20 protein-coding genes are annotated in these 20,142 nt (G+C 64.8%); 7 read left to right on the top strand and 13 right to left on the bottom strand.

Translation table 11 applies throughout. From position 1 onward, the window contains the following. The first annotated feature begins 107 nt into the window (after positions 1–107). Positions 108–1,073, top strand: coding sequence for an EamA family transporter RarD (gene rarD, locus DEH80_RS08995; protein ID WP_109720169.1), 966 nt, complete (start codon positions 108–110; stop codon positions 1,071–1,073). Here rarD and DEH80_RS08990 read toward each other — a convergent pair. From DEH80_RS08990 to DEH80_RS08980, 3 genes are all read right to left on the bottom strand, one after another. Continuing rightward, entirely contained in the window at positions 1,036–2,328 is a 1,293-nt protein-coding gene (locus tag DEH80_RS08990; protein ID WP_165831386.1) for an MFS transporter, read from the bottom strand. The genes rarD and DEH80_RS08990 overlap by 38 nt on opposite strands. A gap of 137 nt (positions 2,329–2,465) precedes the next feature. Then, positions 2,466–3,374, bottom strand: coding sequence for a hypothetical protein (locus DEH80_RS08985; protein ID WP_109720167.1), 909 nt, complete (start codon positions 3,372–3,374; stop codon positions 2,466–2,468). A gap of 34 nt (positions 3,375–3,408) precedes the next feature. Next, entirely contained in the window at positions 3,409–4,047 is a 639-nt protein-coding gene (locus tag DEH80_RS08980; RefSeq protein ID WP_109720166.1) for a glutathione S-transferase family protein, read from the bottom strand. A 36-nt stretch (positions 4,048–4,083) separates the two neighbouring features. Between DEH80_RS08980 and DEH80_RS08975 the strand changes: the two genes are divergently transcribed. Next, positions 4,084–4,752, top strand: coding sequence for a hypothetical protein (locus tag DEH80_RS08975; RefSeq protein ID WP_133249187.1), 669 nt, complete (start codon positions 4,084–4,086; stop codon positions 4,750–4,752). Here the strand turns inward: DEH80_RS08975 and waaA are convergent. Together waaA and DEH80_RS08965 are read right to left on the bottom strand one after the other, a co-directional pair. Next, the gene (gene waaA / locus DEH80_RS08970) at positions 4,749–6,074 is read right to left on the bottom strand and encodes a lipid IV(A) 3-deoxy-D-manno-octulosonic acid transferase (protein ID WP_133249186.1); all 1,326 of its coding nucleotides are present in this window, start codon (positions 6,072–6,074) and stop codon (positions 4,749–4,751) included. The genes DEH80_RS08975 and waaA overlap by 4 nt on opposite strands. Continuing rightward, positions 6,071–6,880 (bottom strand): 3-deoxy-D-manno-octulosonic acid kinase, encoded by an 810-nt coding sequence (locus DEH80_RS08965; RefSeq protein WP_109720163.1) that lies wholly within the window; start codon positions 6,878–6,880, stop codon positions 6,071–6,073. Before DEH80_RS08965 ends, waaA begins: the two co-directional genes overlap by 4 nt. A 49-nt stretch (positions 6,881–6,929) precedes the next feature. Between DEH80_RS08965 and lpxL the strand changes: the two genes are divergently transcribed. Next, a complete protein-coding gene (gene lpxL, locus DEH80_RS08960; protein ID WP_109720162.1) occupies positions 6,930–7,841 on the top strand; it encodes an LpxL/LpxP family Kdo(2)-lipid IV(A) lauroyl/palmitoleoyl acyltransferase in 912 nt (303 codons plus the stop codon). Between the two features lie 11 nt (positions 7,842–7,852). Here the strand turns inward: lpxL and DEH80_RS08955 are convergent, their stop codons facing one another. Together DEH80_RS08955 and DEH80_RS08950 are read right to left on the bottom strand one after the other, a co-directional pair. Continuing rightward, the gene (locus tag DEH80_RS08955; protein WP_165831385.1) at positions 7,853–8,638 is read right to left on the bottom strand and encodes an energy transducer TonB family protein; all 786 of its coding nucleotides are present in this window, start codon (positions 8,636–8,638) and stop codon (positions 7,853–7,855) included. Further along, positions 8,622–9,233 (bottom strand): MotA/TolQ/ExbB proton channel family protein, encoded by a 612-nt coding sequence (locus DEH80_RS08950; protein ID WP_109720160.1) that lies wholly within the window; start codon positions 9,231–9,233, stop codon positions 8,622–8,624. Before DEH80_RS08950 ends, DEH80_RS08955 begins: the two co-directional genes overlap by 17 nt. Before the next feature lie 144 nt (positions 9,234–9,377). Here DEH80_RS08950 and DEH80_RS08945 point away from each other — a divergent pair, with 144 nt between their 5' ends. Next, positions 9,378–10,382, top strand: coding sequence for a tetratricopeptide repeat protein (locus tag DEH80_RS08945; protein ID WP_109720159.1), 1,005 nt, complete (start codon positions 9,378–9,380; stop codon positions 10,380–10,382). Continuing rightward, positions 10,379–11,554, top strand: coding sequence for a L,D-transpeptidase family protein (locus DEH80_RS08940; protein WP_109720158.1), 1,176 nt, complete (start codon positions 10,379–10,381; stop codon positions 11,552–11,554). The genes DEH80_RS08945 and DEH80_RS08940 overlap by 4 nt, the downstream gene beginning before the upstream one ends. A 160-nt stretch (positions 11,555–11,714) precedes the next feature. On the opposite strand, the gene DEH80_RS08935 is transcribed toward DEH80_RS08940, so the two are convergent. After that, positions 11,715–12,359, bottom strand: a complete 645-nt coding sequence (locus tag DEH80_RS08935) for a thiol:disulfide interchange protein DsbA/DsbL (RefSeq protein WP_109720157.1) — start codon at positions 12,357–12,359, stop codon at positions 11,715–11,717. 18 nt (positions 12,360–12,377) lie between these two features. Next, positions 12,378–13,013: a c-type cytochrome gene (locus DEH80_RS08930; protein WP_109720156.1), complete on the bottom strand. Its 636-nt coding sequence runs from the start codon at positions 13,011–13,013 to the stop codon at positions 12,378–12,380. An 80-nt stretch (positions 13,014–13,093) separates the two neighbouring features. On the opposite strand from DEH80_RS08930, the gene yihA reads away from it, so the two are divergent. Next, positions 13,094–13,714, top strand: a complete 621-nt coding sequence (gene yihA / locus DEH80_RS08925; protein WP_109720155.1) for a ribosome biogenesis GTP-binding protein YihA/YsxC — start codon at positions 13,094–13,096, stop codon at positions 13,712–13,714. A gap of 285 nt (positions 13,715–13,999) precedes the next feature. Here the strand turns inward: yihA and polA are convergent, their stop codons facing one another. The 4 genes from polA to lptM form a co-directional block, all read right to left on the bottom strand. Beyond that, the gene (polA, locus tag DEH80_RS08920; RefSeq protein ID WP_109720340.1) at positions 14,000–16,717 is read right to left on the bottom strand and encodes a DNA polymerase I; all 2,718 of its coding nucleotides are present in this window, start codon (positions 16,715–16,717) and stop codon (positions 14,000–14,002) included. After that, entirely contained in the window at positions 16,714–17,964 is a 1,251-nt protein-coding gene (lysA, locus tag DEH80_RS08915) for a diaminopimelate decarboxylase (protein ID WP_109720154.1), read from the bottom strand. Before lysA ends, polA begins: the two co-directional genes overlap by 4 nt. A gap of 72 nt (positions 17,965–18,036) precedes the next feature. After that, complete coding sequence (locus DEH80_RS08910) at positions 18,037–19,071, bottom strand: sodium:calcium antiporter (protein WP_109720153.1); 1,035 nt, start codon at positions 19,069–19,071, stop codon at positions 18,037–18,039. A gap of 72 nt (positions 19,072–19,143) precedes the next feature. Continuing rightward, positions 19,144–19,365, bottom strand: coding sequence for an LPS translocon maturation chaperone LptM (lptM, locus tag DEH80_RS17170; RefSeq protein WP_133249184.1), 222 nt, complete (start codon positions 19,363–19,365; stop codon positions 19,144–19,146). Positions 19,366–19,431: 66 nt separating this feature from the next. Here lptM and DEH80_RS08900 point away from each other — a divergent pair, with 66 nt between their 5' ends. After that, positions 19,432–20,103 (top strand): alpha/beta hydrolase, encoded by a 672-nt coding sequence (locus DEH80_RS08900; RefSeq protein ID WP_109720151.1) that lies wholly within the window; start codon positions 19,432–19,434, stop codon positions 20,101–20,103. Positions 20,104–20,142: the final 39 nt, after the last annotated feature.

The following is a 20,142-nucleotide window of genomic DNA, read 5'->3' as shown; positions in this document are numbered from 1 at the left end:
GCCTAGCCACAAGACTGCGCCCTGCCGTTCGTCCGGTGCAAGCGCCGCGCGTATACGCGATCGCAGGCAGTGTTAGAGTCGCGCCCCATCTATTTGCCTTCCCGCCCATGAATCGAGGTTTGCTCGCGGCGTTCGGTGCGTTTCTCTGCTGGGGCGTGTTTCCGATTTACTGGAAGGCCTTGGATCACGTGCCCGCACTGGAGATTGTCGCGCACCGTCTGGTCTGGTGCTGCCTGTGGGTGGTGCTGTTTCTATTCGTCACGCGTGGGGCACGCTGGTTGACCCGTCTGCTCCGTCGTCCACGGGTGCTGCGCAACCTGACGGTGTCCTCCGCGCTGATCGGCGCCAATTGGTTTCTGTATATCTGGGCTGTTAACGCCGGGCATATCGTGGAAACCAGTCTGGGGTATTTCATCAACCCGCTGGTCAACGTGATGTTCGGGGTGCTGCTGTTCTCCGAGCGGTTGAATCGTCGGCAATGGCTGGCCATCGGCGTGGCAGCTGCCGGCGTCGCCTACATGACACTGGCTCATGGTCGCCTGCCCTGGATCGCGCTGGTGCTCGCGGCCTCGTTCGGTCTTTACTCCGTGATGCGAAAGATCACGGACGTCGAGTCGATGCCGGGGTTGGCCTGGGAGTCCGCGGTCTATTTCCCCGTGGCCTGCGCGGGGTTGCTATGGCTGGCCTGGAGTGGCGATGGTGCCATGGGGCGGGTGGATTGGCAGACCGATGGGCTGCTGTTGCTGTCCGGCGTGCTGACGGCGGTGCCGTTAATCCTGTTTGCGATCGCGGCGCGACAGGTGCCGCTGTCGACCATCGGCGTCATGCAGTACCTGGCCCCGACATTGCAGTTGCTCTGTGGCACCCTGCTCTACGACGAGCCGTTCACGCCTGTTGAGGCGGTGGGTTTCGGGTGTATCTGGACAGCGCTGGCCATTTACACCGCGGACGGTCTGGGCGCCCATTGGCGGCGCCGAGCGCTGGCCCGGGCCCGGCCGGTGGATGCGCTGGCAGCCGAGCCCGCCGATGCACCGACTAGCGGTCGGTCTCTTCAGGGTCGCGACGTGTCCTGAAGCCATCGGGCAACGGGGTGACGTCGTCGTCAACTTCGTCCTGCGGCGCGAGCTCGAACACGGTCGGTGTGGTTCTCGGCACGGGAACGTAGGCTGCCATCTCCTCAAAGGGAACCGGTGGGCGGCGGCGCATTTCGGCCGCCGTGAACACCGCAAAGACGGCGTAAACTGCGGCTGCGTACAGAAATAGGGCCGATGCACCCGCCGCTTCCATGACCTGGGCGCCGACCAGCGGGCCAATCATCGCACCGACACCGTAAAGCAGGAGCAGGCCGCCGCTGGTTTCCACGTATTCACCCGGCTCGGCCCGGTCGTGGGCCAGTGCGGCGCTAATGGCGAAGACCGGCATGGACATCGCGCCGAACAACACACCAACCGACAGCAACAGCCAGAGGCTTAGGCTGCCGTACAGTGCCAGTGCGCCCGCACCGAGCATTGTGCCGATGGCAATGCCCGCGATGACGCGCCGTCGATCCACCAAATCAGATAACACCCCCAGCGGCCACTGCCCCAACGCACCGCCAAGAATCACCGTGCTCATAAAGGTGGCGATCACACCAATTTCGTAGCCCGCCTGCTGGACATACACCGGCCCAAGTGCCCAGAACGCGCCATTGGCCGCTCCACAACTGAGGGAGCCGGCCGCCGCGACCGGAGAAATCGCCCAGAGTTTGCGAATGTTGAGTCGGGCGCCCTTAATGGGTTGCGGTGCCACGGCCGTACTGAGGGCCACGGGGACCAAGGCCAGCGAGATCAGGATGGACACCAGCGCGAACAGGGCAAACCCAAGTGGGTCGGCAAGTGTTAGCAGCATCTGACCGATGAGCAGGGCGGAAAAATCCACGACCCGATAAACCGCCAGCACGCGGCCGCGTTTATCTGCGGGTGCGCGCTCGCTAATCCAGCTCTCGATAATCATGTTCAGCCCGGCGATGCAGACACCGGTGACAGCGCGTAACAACATCCACCACACCGGATCGACCAGCAGCGCATGCCCGAGCGCAGCGGCCGACGCGATGGAAGCCAGCGCCGTGAAGGTCCGGATGTGGCCGACGCTTTTGACAAAGACGGGCGTTAGCTGGCAACCCGCGATGAAGCCGACAAAAAATGACGACAGCAGCAAGCCGATCGCGGTGAGCGAGAACCCCTCAAGATTGCCGCGAATCGACAGCAAGGTGTTCTGCAGCCCGTTGCCGGCCAGCAGAATGGCGGCTGCCACAAGCAGCGCAGCAATGGTGAGCAGGGCTTGGCGCACGATGGACTCGGTTGGAACGACCGGCCGCAGGGTAGCGAAGCCGGCTCATGCTGTCGCGTGGCCGGTGCGGTCCCTATGACGCAAGGCCCCCGGCCCGTAGCAACCGCCGGATGCGGATTGGGATTCCGCCGGCGAGTCTACCGCCTGGGGTAGAACGGCCGCATCGCGCGGCGTGCCCAGGACTGGTAGAACAGCTCGGGTTGGCGCGGATCGCCGACGTTATCGGTGGATCGCTTGTACCACAGCATGTCGCCGTTGTTCAGATCGACCAGGCCGACGACATAACCGTAGCTGTCTTCTTCATCCTGGTTGAGAATCTCGCCGGATTCGGAGACGCCATCCGGCGTCGGCGCAAAACGGTCGAACGAACTGCGCTGACCATAGCGGGCCCGCGTCGCCGCGCGTTCATCCACGGCCACCCCGTAAACCCGATAAACCCAAAGCAGCGGGCTGTCGTAGTGGCCGCGGAGTGTGGCGAGATCCGCGTCCGCAAGCTCGAGCGGACGTGCACCATACTCGGTGCGCGTGTCCTGTAGCGCGGTCCGTTTGACCCGGTCCATCAGGCGATACTCGGCCAGTGTCCGGTCGGTGTCATCGGTGGCGATAAATGTGTCGCTGACACGCCGTCGCCGCACGGGCTTGCGTTCGGTCTCAGAAATCCGGATCCGGCGATCGGCCTCGACGGGCTCGGCGCCCGCGCAAAAGCCGGGTTGTCGTAGCTGCTGCGGTGGCGCGCCGGCATCTTCCAGGACGCGGCGCAGACCGTCGGCGGCGGCCTCGCCAATTCGGATGGAGAGATTGCGGATGACGGCGTCGTCTCGTCCGGGTTTGTCGGAGATGACACAGCCATCGCCCAGCAGGGCAACACCTTCGGACTCGACACGTTGGGCCTGTCGATCGAGATAGGCCTCGGGCTCCGCAGCGGGTTGTTGAGGTGTGGCGGCGCAGCCTGCCACCAGGCCGCTCAGGGTCAGGACGAGCAGCGCATGTGATCGGCGTCTGGGCAGCATGACGGTCATGAAGTTCGGTGCAGGCGTGGACGCCATGGTACGACGACTGCTCGCCGGAGCGCTGCCATTGTTATGCCATGGGCCCCTGTGGCGGGCTCCAGTGCGGGCCCGGGCTGCGCATCGCCGCATGACCGGGGGTGTCTTGCATCCGTTGCAGCCAGGCGCGCAGCGCGGGTCGCGGGGCCAGGTCGAAGCCGCCTTCGTGGGCGACATGCGTATAGGCATACAAGGCGATATCCGCCACGGTCGGTGACCGGCCGACCAGCCAAGGGTGGGTGGCCAGGTGTGCGTCCAGTACATCCAACGCCGCGTTACCACCGGGGTGGCGGTCGGCCAGTTGAGCGCGGAAGGCTTCGGGCCGGCCGCTGATGGTCAACCAGAAGCGACTGGTCGCAATGTAGGGTTCGTGGGAATACTGCTCCCAGAACAACCATTGCAAAACGCGTGCTTGGTCAAGTGGCGCAGTGGGCCACCAGGTTGAGTGCTGCGCCAGGTGGATGAGTACCGCGTTGGATTCCGCCAGATACGTGCCGTCATCAAGCTGGACCACGGGCAGCTTGCCAAAAGGGTTCATGCGCAGAAACCAGGGCTGTCGCGTCTGACCCGATAGCACGTCGATCTCGCGCCATTCCAGCGGCAGCGACAGGTGGCTGGCAAGCAGTGCAATTTTGTAGCAGTTGCCCGAGCGGGCGTCTCCGTACACGATCATGGCTCTTATCCATCCACGCCTTGGGGAGTGCGTATTGTGATTCGCGGAAAGCTGGGCGTCTTATTCCTGGTGCTGGCCATGGGCGGTTGTGCATCCACACCGGAGCCTGTGGCACAGATCGATACCCGGCTGGCGGGTTACTTCACGCAGTCTCCGCTGGATGAAGGGGGGCGCGAGGCCGCGCTGCGCGTAGGCGTGGGCGTCGTCCCGAGCGAGGCCATTGGCGCACAGGATGAGTCCACGCGCCTGGGCATGATTGCGGCGGTACGGGCCGCGCTGGACAAGGCCCGTCCCGGCGTCTCTGTGCGGCCCATCGATGACAGTTACCTCAAGGCCGGGCGTGGGCTGGCCAATCTGCGCAAAACAGGACAGCTGTTTGGCGTGGATACGGTCGTACTGCTGTCGCTGGATCGGCATTTTCAGCCTGCAGATGCGCCAGGACTCGTCCGTGTTGGCACGGCGACCGGGGCGCGAGATGTCTACCTGTCAGCGCAAACCCTGCTGACATATATCGACATGGCTGTCATCGACCTGGCTTCAGGACAAGTGACCGACGCCCGGCAGGTATCTTCGGAGCTGGGCGTTGATGCCAAGACCTGGGGCGATGCACGGCTGCGCCGACGTGCTGAGGCCGATGCGACCGCACAGGCCTTGCAGTCTTTGCAAGCCGCCTTGCGTGAGGATTGGGTGCTGGCCCGGCGTTAGTCTTTCACAGCGGAGGGCGCGGCGATGGCATCCAGTGCCTGGATCACGCGCGCCACGGCGCCCCGGTTGCGCGTGACCACCGAACGGGCGGCCTCGCCGGTGGCCTGCAAGGCCTGCGGCTCGCTCCACAGGCGGTGGACGTGACGGACGATCGCGTGCGCATCCTCGACTTCCCAGCCACCGTCGGAGGCCACCAGTGCATCGCCGGCGGCGCGGAAGCTGTCCCGGTGCGGACCGAATAGCACCGGCATGCCTAGCGCGGCGGGTTCCAGCACGTTATGCCCCCCGACAGGGACCAGGCTGCCACCGACAAAGGCAACGCTGGCCAGGCCGAGCAACACCAGCAATTCACCCATGGTGTCGCCGATCAGCACGTCGTAATCCTTGGGGCCATCGGCCTCCGAGCGCAACCGAACCCGCCAGCCGGCGTCTTCGGCGGCGGCCCGCGCCGCATCGAACCGTTCCGGGTGGCGCGGAACCAGAATGAGTCTCGCCGTTGGCCAATCCGCTCGCAGGCGCTGGAACGCGTCCAGCAGCACCGGCCATTCTCCGGGGTGGACGCTGGCACCGATCCATGTGGGTGGGGTGGGGTCTGGCCAGGCCAGGGCCCTGCGTAGGTCGGCGGTGCGCTGGGAGAGGTTCTCCGGCAGTTCCTTGTCGAACTTGATGTTGCCTGAAGCCTGTACCCGGCCGGCCGGTGCACCAAGGGCGACAAAGCGTTTGGCATCATCGCCATGCTGGGCGAGAACGGCCGTGATGCGTCCCAGCATCACCCGCGCCAGTCGCGGCACGCGGCTCCAGTTTCGAAACGAGCCCGGTGACATGCGACCGTTGACGAGAACCAGCGGCACACCGCGCCGGTGGCAGGCGGCGTACAGGTTGGGCCAGAGCTCAGCCTCCACGATGACCGCGCGCTCCGGTCGGTTGCGGGCCAGGAAGCGATCTACGCTGGTTGGTAGGTCGAAGGGTAGATAGCAATGTCGAACCTGATCGCCAAAGAGCTGACGAATCCGCTCCGAACCGGTCGGCGTGCCGCAGGTCACCAGCGGCGGTACATTGTTGTAGCGGCCGATTAGCTGCCGGATCAGCGGGGCGGCGGCCTCGACTTCTCCGACCGAAACGGCGTGTAACCAGACGGGTGTGGGGGTCTGGGCTCGCGTGCACCAGCCAAAGCGCTCGGCCAATCGCTGGCGATACGCCGGCTGGCGTCGGCTTCGATTGAGCAGGTTGAGCAGCAGCAGCGGCACCGACAGATAAAACAACGCGGTATAGGACCACCGGGCCAGCGTGGTGTAGACCACCTCCATGCGTGGCCGGCTCACAGTGCCTCCGTGTGGCCGTGGATGAGCGCGGCCCAGTCGTTCTCGGTGAAGCCGGCATCAGGCGCCTGCTTGCGGAGCTTGTCGACCGAGCGTCTGAGCCGTTGCAGATTGCCGGCTCTCCAGAAGTGGCCGCGACGAAATCGCGCGCGGTCCAGATCAATGATGTGCCAGATGTCCTGCGGATCGCAGAGCAGGTTATGAACATTCAAATCCGCATGCCAGACTTGCTCGCGATGCAGGCGCGCGATGGTCTGACCGACGGCCTGCCAGTCGCTCGGTGTGAGCCCGCCTGCCAGCATGCGTTCGCCCAGGCTCTGGGCATCGGGTATTCGGCAGGTGATCAGCGCGCCGGTATCGGTGAGTCCATGCCGCGTCAGGCATGCGGCGACGGGGCGAGGGACGGGCAGGCCCAGTGCGTACAGCCGTGCAGAAATTCGGAACTCTCGCCAGGGGCGGCTCAGCGCCAGACTGCTATGCCAGTAGTGATCACGAATGAGCTTGCCGGGCAACCCGCCACGGCGATAGCGTCGCAACACCCATGCATGGGGCTGCGGGCCGACGAACCACGCCGTACCGCGGCCAGCGCCCACCGGTGTGCAGGCCGCTTGCTGCAGCCAATCATCGGGGTCGAAGCAGGCGGCCGACGGTTCGGGCAGCAAGGCTGGGTCATATAAAATGTGGTGGTGATGATCTTGGAAGCGTGCTTCGCGAATCGTGACCGACATGCGTCGTCCCGTGAACAGGTTCGTGGGGGCGTTGCCTCCCCATGCGCTGGAGTCGGCGACGCTGATTTGACAGCTGCGCATTGTGCGCGAATCCCCGGCCTAGCCCCAGTCAGCCCCGGCGGGTGGCGCGATGAAGCGGCTTGCTAATCGCTCCGCGCCGGCGCACCCCCGGTACTGGGTCGACTGGTTGATCTACGGCCTGTTACGCCTGTGCCTCTTGCTGCCCTATCCGGTGCTGATGTGGATTGGCACGCGCATCGGTGACCTGTTCCGGTGGCTGTCAGCCTCTCGGCGACATGTGGTCGAGACCAACTTGCGCGTATGCTTTCCGGATATGGCTGCCGATGCGCGCGCCGACATGGCCAGGGCGCATTTTCAGGCAATGGGGCGGGGGCTGGTCGAGGCCTCGCTGGCCTGGTGGGGGTCCGACCGCAAGCTGGCATCGCGGGGCGAGGTTATTGGTCTGGACCACCTGGATCGTGCGCTGGAGCAGGGTGGTGTCATTCTGTTGACCGGGCATTTCACGACCCTGGAACTGGCCGCACGATTCGTGGCGATGCAGCGCCCCTTTCACGCCATGTACCGTCCGCTGGACAACCTGTTCTGGGATGTCGTCACGACCCGGGCACGGGAAGCGCGGTCCTGTCGGCCCTCCGTGCCGCGACGTGATCTCAGGGCGCTCGTCAAGACGCTGCGCCGGGGCGGCGCGGTCTGGTACGGGCCGGACCAGACTCTGAGCCACCGCAACAGCGCGTTTGTGCCCTTCTTCGGGGTGCCGACGCTGACGCTGACCGCGACGTCAAGGCTTGCGGAAATGGGCCGCGCCCAGGTGGTTCCGTTTTATCCCGAGCGTCTGCCCGGCCATCGGTACCGGATAATCTTCGAGCCGCCGCTGGCTGACTTTCCTGGCGAAGATGTGCTGGCGGATACGCAACGCATCACCGCGTCGCTGGAAACCGCTATTCGGCGATGCCCGGAGCAGTACTTCTGGATGCATCGGCGGTTCAAAAAGCGTCCGGAGGGCGCTGCGCCCATTTATTGAAGCAGGTGCCCCTATTCAGGCACGCCCAGGCGATAGGCGACCGGCACGGTCACGCGCAATGGCGCCTCGTCCGCGGGGGGCGGGGGTAAGGGCGAGGCCCGATCGAGCAACTCGAACGCGGCATTGTCGAGTAAAGCAACACCCGATGAGCGGGTCATGGTGGCTCCGCGAATGCTGCCCCTGCTGTCGATGGAAAAGCTCAGTTCCACCACGCCTTCCCAGCCCTGGTGCTTCGCAGCGTCAGGATAAGTCCGGAACTGCGCCAGCCACTGCTGCAAAATCGTGAAGTAGTCGTCCTGCGTCCGGCGGCCGGCCGCCGATGCCGCCGATGCCGCCGATGCCGCCGATGCCGCCGATGCCGCCGATGCCGCCGATGCCGCCGATGTGGCCGATGTGGCCGATGTGGCCGATGTGGCCGATGTGGCCGATGTGGCCGATGTGGCCGATGTGGCCGATGTGGCCGATGTGGCCGATGTGGCCGATGTGGCCGATGTGGCCGATGTGGCCGATGTGGCCGATGTGGCCGATGGGCGGCTGAGCCGCTGGGGGCGGTGTGCGGCCGTCGCGGGCAACGTGGGTCTGGCCTCTTGCGGGGGGCGCTTGGCGGGCGGGGCGGCCGGGGTTGCTGGCGCGGCGACCCGCAGGTCCAGCGTCACCCCGGCGTCCTGTGGCTCCACGTGGTCAACCAACGAGTTGCCCGCCGTGGGCAGGAATACCGCCAGATGCGCGGCGCCGGCTATCCCAGCTGCGACCAGCCAGTGCGTCAGGGTGAGGAGCTGGTCAGGCCTCGGGCGCATAGAGCAACCGCGTGGCTGCATCGCGCATACGATGGCTGATCCGCTCGATCCGCCGGTCGAACCACTGCAGCAAGATGACCGCGGGTATGGCGACGATCAGGCCGGCCGCTGTCGTCAGCAATGCCTCCCAGATGCCACCGGACAACAACGAGGGGTCAATCCGCGCGCCGGCTTGTTCGAGTTCGCGAAACGCGCGGATCATGCCGATCACCGTGCCGAGCAGGCCCAATAACGGACTGAGATAGGCAACCACCTCCAGCGGGCGCAGGAACGCGCGCAGGCCTTCCAGCTCTTCGGATGCCACACGCGCAACCTCCGCTGCGCGCGCGTCCTGGCTGCGGCCATGTGAACTCATGGCGCATTCGATGACGCGGGCAATCGGACTGGGGTGGCCGTCAACCATGGCGATGGCCTCGTCGTGGCGGCCGCGCATCCAGAGGTTGATGGCGGGCGTCACGAATTGCTGATCGCCCACGCGCAGGCGCACAAACTGCCAGATCTTGACCAGCGCGATCGTCAGCGACAGCACGGAGAGCAGGATGAGCACCAGAATCACCGGCCCACCTGCTTCAATCAGAAAAGACAGTCTCTGCACCCCGTACTCCCCGTATGGCGAATGGTCGCTGCATTGGTTGCAATAACCCGCATTGTAGGCCCGGCGACCTGCTCAACCAATGAGCTTGTTGTTATCATTTCAGCATTCCAGGGTTTTCGCCTCTTCCTCTGAAGGTTTTTCGGCATGTTCCCCACACGTAAACGACACCTGCTCGCGGGTCTGCTGGTGGCGGCCGGCACGCTGTTCTCGTACCCCGCTGCGGCCAATATGGCCGACGCTCGACAGGCGATTAACGAAGGCCGCTATGCGCAGGCGCTTGGCATTCTTGATCGCCACCTCAAGGCCAATCCGCAGGATGCCGAAGCCCGGTTCTCCCGCGGTCTGGTGTTGGTGCGCATGCAGCGCACGGATGAGGCCATCCAGGTATTCGCCGATCTGACCCGCGATTTTCCGCAGTTGCCCGAGCCGTACAACAACCTGGCGGTGCTGTACGCCCAGCGCGGGGACTACGAACGGGCGCGCGATGCGCTCGAGGCGGCGCTGTCCACGCACCCCAGCTATTCCACCGCGCACGAGAACCTGGGTGACGTGTACACGGCGCTGGCGACCGCGGCATATAACCGTGCGTTGGTGCTGGATCGCGACAATGACGCGATTCGCGTGAAGCTGAATCTGTTGAACCAGATGGAAGGCACTACGCCGACGACCGAGGTTGCGGCCGCTGAAGTGCCCTCTGCGGTTGAGCAGACGGCGGCGCCGACGCCGGCCCCCACGCCCGTAACCACGCCCACGCCGGTGCAAACGCCCGAGCCTGCGCCGGTCGCGGCCGCCGATAACGCGATTTCAGATGGGGTCACACGCACCTTGTTTGGCTGGGCCAGTGCCTGGTCGAACCAGAATGTGGATGGTTATCTCGATGCCTATCATCCCGAGTTCGACCCGGAAGACGGCAGCACACGCGCGCAATGGGCCCGTGTGCGCCGGGCCCGTGTCTCGGCGCCGGACAGCATCAAGGTGCGTCTGGTCGAGCCCAGTGTCGAGGTCGTGAGTGCTGAGGAGGCCAGCGTCACCTTCATCCAGATCTACGAGTCGGATAGCTATAGTGACCGGGTGCGCAAGCGCCTGATCATGCGGCCCGCGAACGGTGAGTGGAAAATCTACCGCGAGGCTGTTGTTGCCGAGCTGTGAAACGGTTTTTCTTTTCCCTGAGTTTGCTGGTTTCGGGGGCTGCCGGGGCTAATCCGGGCCTGCTCATGCCGGCGACGGCGCCCGAGGCGCATTTGCTGGTGGCGCTGGATCACCTCAATGCGGGCCGGGCCGATGCCGCGCTGGCCAATCTGAGCTTGCTGACGCGCCAGCAGCCCGACTTTCGTCTGGCGCAGTACCTGTACGCCAGCCTGCTGGATGCTCGTTCCGGGCGGCCGCCGCAGGTCTTGTCCGACGCAGCCGGCCAGACGATTGCCAGCCTCAGCAGCGAGGCGCAACGTCGTTGGGCCCACCGACTCGGGCGTGGTCTTCAGGGGCTTGTGCCCCAGTCCGTGCTGTCGCTGCCGCCACGTCACCGCTATGTCGTGGTGGTGGACCTTGCGGCATCGCGACTCTACGTGCTCGAAAATACGCCGGAAGGTTTTCGCATGGTGCGCGACCACTACGCCTCCATCGGCCGGGGGGGTATCGGCAAGCAGGTGGAAGGCGATGGGCGGACGCCCGTGGGGATTTACCATGTGACCGAACATCTGGATGGTGCCAAGCTGCCCGATTTGTACGGGGCGGGTGCCTATCCGGTGAATTACCCCAACGCCTGGGATCGGCGGCTGGGGCGCACGGGTTACGGCATTTGGGTGCATGGCGTGCCCAGTGATACCTACAGTCGAGTCCCGCTGGCCAGCGAGGGCTGTGTGGCCTTGCCCAATATCGATTTCAAAGGTTTGGGCCCATTCATCGAGCCCGGCGTGACCCCGGTGGTGCTGGTCGACGCGGTCCAGTGGGTGCGGGAGTCCGACTCTGACCTGTTGGCCGCCTCGCTGCGCAATCAAATCATGACCTGGCGGCGTGACTGGGAATCGCTGGATACCGACGCCTACCTGTCGCACTACGCCGAGGATTTCACGGCAGATGGCATGAGTCGCGCGGCGTTTGTTGACCATAAGCGGCGCGTGAATCAGGCGCGCAGTTTTGTTCAGGTCGAGATCAATGACCTGGAGCTCTACCGTTATCCGGGCGTCGAAGAGCTGCTGTTCGTGGCGCGGTTTCGCCAGCATTACATCAGCGATGACCTGCTACGTGAGGCGACGAAGGCGCAGTACTGGCGGCTGACCTCGGAAGGTCGCTGGGAGATCGTCGAGGAGGCCGCTGGCTAGTCGCTCGCGCGGCCTCGCCTTGTGAGGCGGCGCAGTCTGTCGTCCGGGCCGCTGCGCTGCATCGCCAACGCCCGGCCACGGTCATCCACTCGGTGGCCAGACAAGAAAAAGCCCGCAGCGAGCGGGCTTTTTCGATTCCGGCATGGGCTGGCGTCTTTCGCTAGCGCTGTTTGACGACCAGGAAGTCGGCAACATCCAGCATTTGTTGGAAACCGCCGGCATAACGGGCGCTGGTCATGTATTCACCATCGACGACGATGGCGGGAACACCGGTGACGCCAAACTGGCGAACCAGTTTCTCGGCGCGCCGAACCTTGTTCTCAACCGAAAAGCTGGTGAAGGTGTTGTCGAAGGTCTTGCGGTCGACGCCCTGGTCCTCGAACACCTCGGCAATCTGGTCCACTGAATACAGCGATTTGCCATCCTGATGGATGGCCTTGAACAGCGCCGGATGGACCTTGTCGAGTACGCCCAGGGCTTCCGCCGTGTAGTAGGCGCGGGAGTGATTCAGCGCCTGCTTGCGGCCCAGGGAGGTGGGAATGCGCACGAATTCGACGTCGGCCGGGATGTCGGCTTCCCATTTATGCACGATGGGGTCGAAGCGATAGCAATGGCTACAGCCGTACCAGAACACTTCGGCCACTTGCACCGTTCCCGCGTCGCTGACCGATTCAGCCTGATTGACGCGTTTGTAGTGCTGGTTTTCCTGGTAGCGCAGCGGCCCGTCCTGCGCGCTGCAGGCCAGGGGCAGTAATGCGAAGCTTGCGAGCGCGAGAGCGCTCGCACGGATGCGATGCTTGAGCATGGTCTCAGCCTATTGGGTTTACTGGAGCCCGGCGATGTAGCCAGCGAGCGCCTCGATCTCGGCGTCCGTCAGGTCCTGCGCCACGGCGGTCATCATCTGACCGCTGGCCGAGGCGTTCCGTTCCCCGCTGCGGTAGGCCTTGAGTGCGGTGGCCAGGTAGGTTGCATGCTGCCCACCAATTGCCGGCCAGCCTGCTGCTGCGTTGCCGCCACCCGCCGGGCCGTGGCAGGCCAGACAGGCCGGCAAGCCGCGTTCGGTGTCGCCGCCGCGGTATAGCGGCTCGGCCACTTCGATCGACGATTCAGATCCTGCGCCCGGCGTCATGGTCTGCGCAGCGTAATGTGCAGCCAGGTCTTTCATGTCCTGTTCGGACAGATTCATGGCCTGACCAGCCATCAAGGCGTTCTTGCGGTCACCGCTCTTATAGGCCGCGAGCGAGCCTTCGAGATAGCGGGCGGACTGGCCGGCGATTTTGGGCCACTCCGGGTTGACGCTGTTGCCGTCGGGTCCGTGGCAGGCCACGCAGGTGGCGGCCTTGTCGGCGCCCGCCTTGGCATCGCCCTGGGCGAGGGAGTGGTGATCATCCGCCGCGAAGGCGGTTCCGGCCAAGGCAAGTGCCAGGGCGGCAGCAGAAGTGCGCAACACGTCGATCATGGGTTCATCGGCTCCAGCAGGCGGCGAACTGAGCGCGCCGAAAAGTCATATCATGGGAATCGTCCTATTGTACCGTACCGATGAACGACGACAGAACAGCGTTCGCCCAGCGGCTGCTCGCCAGCGCCCAATTCGAGTGTTCGGCGGCCGCCTTGCGGCAGACTCCGCCGCCAGATCGCCCCGAGGTTGCCTTTGCCGGGCGGTCGAATGCCGGCAAGTCCAGTGTCATCAACCGGCTAACCCGGCAAAAGTCGCTGGCACGGACCAGCAAGACGCCGGGTCGGACCCAGTTGCTCAATTTCTTCACGCTGCGCGACGAGGCGCGCCTGGTTGATCTGCCGGGCTATGGGTTTGCCAAGGCGCCACCCTCGCTGCGCCGTGACTGGCACCGCATGATCGAGGGCTATTTACAGGGGCGCGACAGCCTGGTCGGGCTGGTGATCATCATGGATGCGCGACGTCCGCTGACGGAGACCGACATCCAGATGCTGCAATGGTGTGCCGCACGGCCGTTGCCATGCATCATTCTGTTGAATAAGGCGGACAAGCTATCGAAGGGGGCCGCGGGTGCAGCCAAGCAGCAGGTCATCCGGGCCATCGAAGGGGCGGCGACCGTGGAGTTGGTGTCGGCCCGCACGGGAACGGGGCTGGATGCCGCTCAGCGCGCGGTGATCGATTTGCTGCTACCGCAAAGCGTGTAGCGGCTGCTCAAGCGCCGGATCGCAGACAAAAAAATCCCCGGCGGGTCCGGGGACGACCGCGCCGGGGAAGCAGTATCGGCTGGGGAGCCGATTGCTTGTTCCGCCCAGGGAGTGGAGGCGGAGAGCGCCGGGGAAAGCGCTCACGGAATAAGACCGGCTGTGACGGGCGAAGTTCATTTCCGGGTAAAAAATCCGAGAATCACCTAAGTGTTTGAATAAAAAGATTAAATTGGGGTTTCGCCCGGTCCGTTTATCGGTCTCGATCGACCGCTGATCGGCCGCCCCTCAGCCGTGCGCCTGGTCCCAGTTGTTCCCGATGCCGAACTCGGCCACCAGCGGCACGGCCAGCCCTTGCCCAACGGCTTCCATGCGTCGCGCCAGCGCCTGTGCCATCTCCTCGGCCCGGTCTTCGGGGATCTCGAAGACCAGCTCGTCATGGACCTGCATGATCATGCGGACATCCGGGTGCTCATCGGTCAGCCATTGGTCGATGTCAATCATGGCTTGCTTGATGAGATCGGCCGCCGTGCCTTGCAGCGGGGCATTGATCGCGGTGCGTTCGGCGTACTGCCGCGCCTGCTGATTGCGGGCCTTGATGTCCGGCAGGTACAGGCGGCGGCCCGCCAGGGTTTCCACATAGCCTTGTTCAGCCGCCGTGGTCTTGCACTGGTCCATGTAGTCACGCACGCCGGGGTAACGGTCGAAAAAGGCGTTCATGTGTGACTGGGCCTCGTCCCGGCCAATGCCCAGATTGCGGGCCAAGCCAAAGGCGGAGATGCCGTAGATCAGCCCAAAATTAATCGCCTTGGCGGCACGTCTCTGCTCATCGGTGACGGCGTCCAGGGCCATGCCCCAAACCTCGGCGGCGGTATTGCGGTGGATGTCGCGGCCATCGACAAAAGCCGTGATCATCGAGCGGTCGCCGGAGAAGTGGGCCATGAGCCGCAGTTCGATTTGCGAGTAGTCGATGGCCACCAGCCGGTGATTCGGCGGGGCGATGAATGCCTCGCGAATCCGCCGGCCTTCCTGGCTGCGGATCGGGATGTTCTGCAGATTGGGCTCGGAAGACGATAGCCGGCCCGTGGCTGCGACGGCCTGGTGATACGACGTATGGACCCGGCCCGTGATTGGGTTGATGCGTTCGGGAAGCCGCTCGGTGTAGGTCGATCGCAGCTTGGCCAGGCCGCGCCAGTCCAGAATCATCTGGGGCAGCGGATGTTCGGCCGCCAGTTCGGACAGCACGTCTTCCGCGGTGGAGGGCTGGCCCTTGGGCGTCTTGCGTTTGACCGGCAAGCCAAGTCGTTCGAACAGGATGTCCTTGAGCTGGGCCGGTGAATTCAGATTGAATTCGCCCTCGGCCGCCTCATAGGCCGATTGTTCGAGCTGGCGCATGGTCTCCGCCATCTCATTGGTGATGGTTTGCAGATGCCCGGCGTCAATGAGCACACCGCGACGCTCCATGCGTGCGAGCACTCGCAGCAGCGGAATCTCCAGCGTTTCGAAGACCTTGCGCTGAGATGCTTGCTCGGCGAGTCGCCCCCAGAGGGTCTGATGCAAGCGCAGCGTGATGTCCGCGTCTTCGGCCGCATAGGGCGTGGCCTGCTCCAAATCGATTTGATTAAAGCTGAGCTGCTTTTTGCCCTTGCCTGCAATGTCGCTGAAGCTGGTGGTTTTCAACCCCAGCAGGCGCTCGGCCATGGAGTCCATATCGTGCCGGCCTGCGGTGGGGTCCAGCACGTAGGACTCCAGCATGGTGTCGAAGTCCACGCCGGCCAGCTGTAGGCCATGGTGGGCGAGCACATTGATGTCGTACTTCAGATGCTGGCCCACCTTGGGCGGGTGCTCAGCCTCCAGCACGGGCCGCAGGGCATCGAGCACCTCGTCCCGATCCAATTGCTCGGGGGCGCCCATGTAGTCATGGGCAACCGGCACGTACCAGGCTTCGCCGGGCTCCACGGCGAAGGACAAACCGACGAGTCCGCCGGTAATGGCATCCAGCGCATCGGTTTCGGTGTCCAGGCAGATCAGGTCTGCGGCCTGGAGCCGCTCGACGAGCGCGTCCAGTGCTTCGCGGGTTAATACGGTGTGGTAATGGGTCTGTTCGGGTTCGGCTGGCGCCTCGGGCGTCGCCTCGGCGGGCGCCTCCGCGTCGTTGAGCTCGGCCAGCCAGCGGTGGAAGTCCATGCGGGCATAGAGTTCCCGCAGCACCTCCGGTTGGCTGGGGCCACGTTTGAGCTGGTCAAAGCGTAGCGGCAGCTCCACGTCGCAGCGAATCGTGGCGAGCTCGCGTGACTTGGGCAGCAGGTCCAGGTGCTCGCGCAGTGACTCGCCGACCTTCCCGCCAATGGCCTCGGCATTCGCAATGATGCTGTCGAGGTCACCGTGGGCATTCAACCATTTAGCCGCGGTTTTGGGGCCCACCTTGGGAATGCCGGGAATGTTGTCGGAGCTGTCCCCCATCAGGGCCAGCAGGTCGATGATGCGTTCCGGTCCCACCCCGAATTTCTCCACCACGCCGGCCGGGTCCATGCGCCGGTCTTTCATGGTGTCGTAGAGCACCGTCTGGTCGCTGACGACCTGCGCCATGTCCTTGTCGCCGGTCACGATGACCGTGTTCCAGCCGGCGGCCTCGGCCTGGCGCGCCAACGTGCCGATGACGTCATCGGCTTCGACGCCATCGATTTGCAGTATCGGCAGCCCGAGACCGTCCACCATCTCGCGAATGGGTTCGAACTGATCGGACAGATCGGGCGGGACGGGCGGCCGGTTCGCCTTGTAATTCGCGTCCAGCTCGTGACGAAAGGTCTTGCCCCGGGGGTCGAAAATCACCGCGATATGTTCGGGGGACTCGCTGGCCAGCAGCTTGCGCAGCATGTTGCCCATGCCGAATACCGCTCCGGTGGGCTGGCCCTGGGCATTGGTCAGCGGCGGCAGGGCATGAAAGGCGCGGTACAGCCAGCTCGATCCGTCGAGCAGAAACAGGGTCGGTGTCTGTTGGCTCATGCCGGCAGCACCGTCTCGCCGCGCCACAGATCCGTAATCGATTCGCGGGCGCGGACCAGGTAGGCGGTCTCGCAATCGACCATGACCTCGGCAGCCCGGGGGCGTGAGTTGTAGTTGCTGCTCATGGTGAATCCATAAGCGCCGGCTGAGCGGACCGCCAGTAAATCGCCGGGCGCGATGGCCAGGTCACGGTCGCGGCCCAGCCAGTCGCCGGACTCGCAGACCGGGCCGACAATGTCGTAGCGCTGCGCGGGTACATCCTCCCGCGGCTGCACAGGCACGATGTTCTGCCAGGCGTTGTAGAGCGTCGGCCGGATCAGGTCATTCATGGCGGCATCGACAATGGCGAAGTGCTTGGCCGGCTGCTGCTTCAGAAATTCCACGCGTGTCACCAGCACCCCCGCATTGCCGGCAATGGCACGGCCGGGCTCGATGAGGATCTCCAGGCCGCGGTCTCCCAGCTTTTGCTTGATCGCGTCGGCGTAAGCGGCGGGCAGTGGTGGCTCCTCCGCCTGGTAGCGAATGCCCAGCCCGCCGCCCAGGTCCAGATGCCGGATCTGAATATCGCGTTCGGCGAGCCGGTCGATCAGCACCAGCAAGCGATCCAGTGCATCGAGAAACGGCGGGAGCGTGGTGAGCTGTGACCCGATGTGACAATCCAGGCCAAAAATGTCCAGCGCGGGCAGGTCGCGGGCGCGTTCGAAGGCAGCGTCGGCCTCCGCGATATCAATGCCGAACTTGTTGTCCTTGAGGCCTGTCGCAATGTACGGATGTGTACCGGCATCGACATCCGGATTGATGCGTAGTGACACCGGCGCGCGCACGCCTTTGGCAGCGGCCACGGCATTGAGCCGCTCCAGTTCCGCGAGCGATTCGACGTTGAAGCACTTGATGCCCACGTCCAGGGCGCGGGCCATCTCCGCCTCGGTCTTGCCGACGCCCGAGAACACGATCTTGTCCGGCGCACCGCCGGCTTCCAGTACCCGTTCCAGCTCGCCGACCGACACGATGTCGAAACCCGAGCCTAGTCGTGCCAGCACGTTGAGCACGGCCAGGTTGCTGTTGGCCTTCACCGCATAACAAACCAGATGCTCCAAGCCGCCCAGCGCCTCGTCGAACACCCGGTAGTGGCGGGTGAGCGTGGCGCGGGAATAAATGAAGCAGGGTGTGCCATGCGTGGCAACGATGTCGGGGATGGCGACGGCTTCGGCGTGCAGCACGCCGTCTTGAAGATTGAAATGGTCCACGCGTGATCCGGGTGCTGTCGACGGCCGCGTAGTGTAAAAGATGCCGGCCCGGTCAGCTGATCCCGTGCGGCGTCAGCCCGCAATAATCATGGCAACTCCGGCCACATACCCACCGAGTACCAGCACGCCTTCGAAGCCAATGTTGCCCATGCCGTGTCGTTGGCGTCGCAGAAGACCGAGGAGCAGCACGCCCACGAGCAGGGCGTTAAGGGCCAGCCAGAAGGCTTGCTTGTCACTAACCGCCTGATGAATCGAGCCGGCGCGATAGGCGATATCCGACAGCACCAGGAACAGCACATCGAAGCCGTTGCCCCCGAGAATGTCGCCAACGGCCAGTGTCAGCGCGCCGCGGCGCACGGCGGCCACGGCGACGACCAACTCCGGCGTCGAGGTGATGGCCGAGGTCAAGACCGTGCCCACCAGCGTCTTGCTGAGTCCCGTGCGCTCGGCCAGGGCGACGCCGGTTTCGGCAATCACCCAGCCAGCACCGGCGACCAGCAGGGCCAGCGCGATAAAGCTCAGCCATAGTCGACCGGCTTCGCCCGCCGCGGCCGGGGTGGGCGCCGTGGTGTCAGTCGCTGCGGTATGGCGGGTCCGGCGCGGGTGCCACATCGGCTGCTGCTGCGCCGCGGAAATCAGTCGCACGCCGAAGATGTACATGATGACCAGGGCAAAGGACAGGACATCGACGCCCAGCAGGGTGATGCCCGGACCAAACATCGCGAGTTGCGCAAGGGCCAGCAGCACGACGAGCAGCACCCCTTGCAATAGATTCTGTTCCGATGCCGCCGCGTGTTCGAGGTTGACACCGCGGTAGACCAGGTCAGCGACGACCAGAAACGTGGTCTGGACCGCGATGCCGCCAATCGCGTTGCCGTAGGCCAGTTCGGCTTCGCCGGCCCAGGCCGCCGCCACAGAGGTGACCGTGCCGGACAACGAGGTCGCCGCGCCGAGGAACACGGCGCCCAGGATCGCCTGCCCCAGGCCGGTGATCTCGGCCAGCCGTTCGGCGCGGGCGGTCAGCGCCAGTCCGGCGACCAGCACGACGCCACCGGCCAACAACAGGGCGGCCAGTGTGAGCGGCAGGCTGCTGGTCAGGGCGTCCATGTGTTCCGGTGCCCCTGCCAGGGCGCCGCGGCGCGAGGGCGTAGACGCTGCCTGCGAACGCGCTGTCCCGGCTCAGGGGTCTGCAGGCGGCGCATCAGGCAAAGCCGTGCCCTGCGAGGCGGGTGGCCTGGTGTCGGATTCGCTGTCCGGCATTGCGGGCGTTTCGGCCGGGCTCGCTGCGCGGGGGGGCTCGCTGGGCCGGGTCAACGGCCCCATCTGGCCGCAACCCGTCATCACCAGGGCCATCAGTGTCGCCGGCAACAGGGCCGGATTCATCCGCGAGGAATCGCGCATCTGCTTGTCGGCCTCCAGAGGCCCGTCGACAATGGCGGTCCAGTTTAACGAACCCGCGTGAACCCTATGTCGACCGAAGATGCTGTTGTGCTCGAACCCACCGGCCAGGCAGATGCCGCCGTCATCTGGATGCATGGCTTGGGCGCCGACGGCAACGACTTCGTGCCCATCGTGCCGATGCTGGGGCTGCCATCAGACCATAGGGTGCGGTTCATCTTTCCGCATGCCCCCGTTCGGCCCGTCACGCTCAATGGTGGCATGCCCATGCGCGCCTGGTACGACATTAAGTCCCTGACGGTCGAAGGTCGGGAAGATGCCGAGGGCATTGCCGAGTCGGCGAGACGGGTGGATGGCTTGATCGCCGAGCAGCGCGACGCCGGCATTGATACCGGTCGCATTGTGATTGCGGGATTTTCGCAGGGCGGCGCCGTGGCGCTGCACACGGCGCTGGCCTACCCGCTGCCTCTGGCCGGGCTGTTGGCGTTATCGACGTATCTACCGCTGCAGGACCGGCTGGACACGCATCGACACGCCGCGAACCAGGCGCTGCCGATTTTGATGATGCATGGTGACTTTGATGCGGTGGTTGTTCCTGAATTCGGAACCCGCTCACGCGATCGCCTGCAGGCGGCGGGCTACGCTGTGGAATGGAAGCACTATCCCATGGAGCATCAGGTGTGCCCGCAGCAAATCACCGATATCGGGCGCTGGCTGATCGAGCGGCTACCTTCCGCCTGAAGCGCTGCCCCGTCAGTCGTATTCGGTGTGGGATGCCTG

The sequence above is a fragment of the Abyssibacter profundi genome, from assembly GCF_003151135.1.
Classification (GTDB): Bacteria; Pseudomonadota; Gammaproteobacteria; order Nevskiales; family OUC007; genus Abyssibacter; species Abyssibacter profundi.
This window is presented reverse-complemented; position numbering and strand designations above follow the sequence as displayed.

What these genes read in the sequence shown, in the direction of transcription:
- yihA (WP_109720155.1), top strand. Translation starts at nt 13,094, where the DNA reads ATGAACGACGACAGAACAGCGTTCGCCCAGCGGCTGCTCGCCAGCGCC.
- DEH80_RS08945 (WP_109720159.1), top strand. Translation starts at nt 9,378, where the DNA reads ATGTTCCCCACACGTAAACGACACCTGCTCGCGGGTCTGCTGGTGGCG.
- DEH80_RS08965 (WP_109720163.1), bottom strand. Translation starts at nt 6,880, where the DNA reads ATGCGCAGCTGTCAAATCAGCGTCGCCGACTCCAGCGCATGGGGAGGC.
- lptM (WP_133249184.1), bottom strand. Translation starts at nt 19,365, where the DNA reads ATGCGCGATTCCTCGCGGATGAATCCGGCCCTGTTGCCGGCGACACTG.
- DEH80_RS08955 (WP_165831385.1), bottom strand. Translation starts at nt 8,638, where the DNA reads ATGCGCCCGAGGCCTGACCAGCTCCTCACCCTGACGCACTGGCTGGTC.
- lpxL (WP_109720162.1), top strand. Translation starts at nt 6,930, where the DNA reads ATGAAGCGGCTTGCTAATCGCTCCGCGCCGGCGCACCCCCGGTACTGG.
- DEH80_RS08900 (WP_109720151.1), top strand. Translation starts at nt 19,432, where the DNA reads ATGTCGACCGAAGATGCTGTTGTGCTCGAACCCACCGGCCAGGCAGAT.
- DEH80_RS08985 (WP_109720167.1), bottom strand. Translation starts at nt 3,374, where the DNA reads ATGGCGTCCACGCCTGCACCGAACTTCATGACCGTCATGCTGCCCAGA.
- DEH80_RS08980 (WP_109720166.1), bottom strand. Translation starts at nt 4,047, where the DNA reads ATGATCGTGTACGGAGACGCCCGCTCGGGCAACTGCTACAAAATTGCA.
- rarD (WP_109720169.1), top strand. Translation starts at nt 108, where the DNA reads ATGAATCGAGGTTTGCTCGCGGCGTTCGGTGCGTTTCTCTGCTGGGGC.
- DEH80_RS08910 (WP_109720153.1), bottom strand. Translation starts at nt 19,071, where the DNA reads ATGGACGCCCTGACCAGCAGCCTGCCGCTCACACTGGCCGCCCTGTTG.
- DEH80_RS08935 (WP_109720157.1), bottom strand. Translation starts at nt 12,359, where the DNA reads ATGCTCAAGCATCGCATCCGTGCGAGCGCTCTCGCGCTCGCAAGCTTC.
- polA (WP_109720340.1), bottom strand. Translation starts at nt 16,717, where the DNA reads ATGAGCCAACAGACACCGACCCTGTTTCTGCTCGACGGATCGAGCTGG.
- DEH80_RS08930 (WP_109720156.1), bottom strand. Translation starts at nt 13,013, where the DNA reads ATGATCGACGTGTTGCGCACTTCTGCTGCCGCCCTGGCACTTGCCTTG.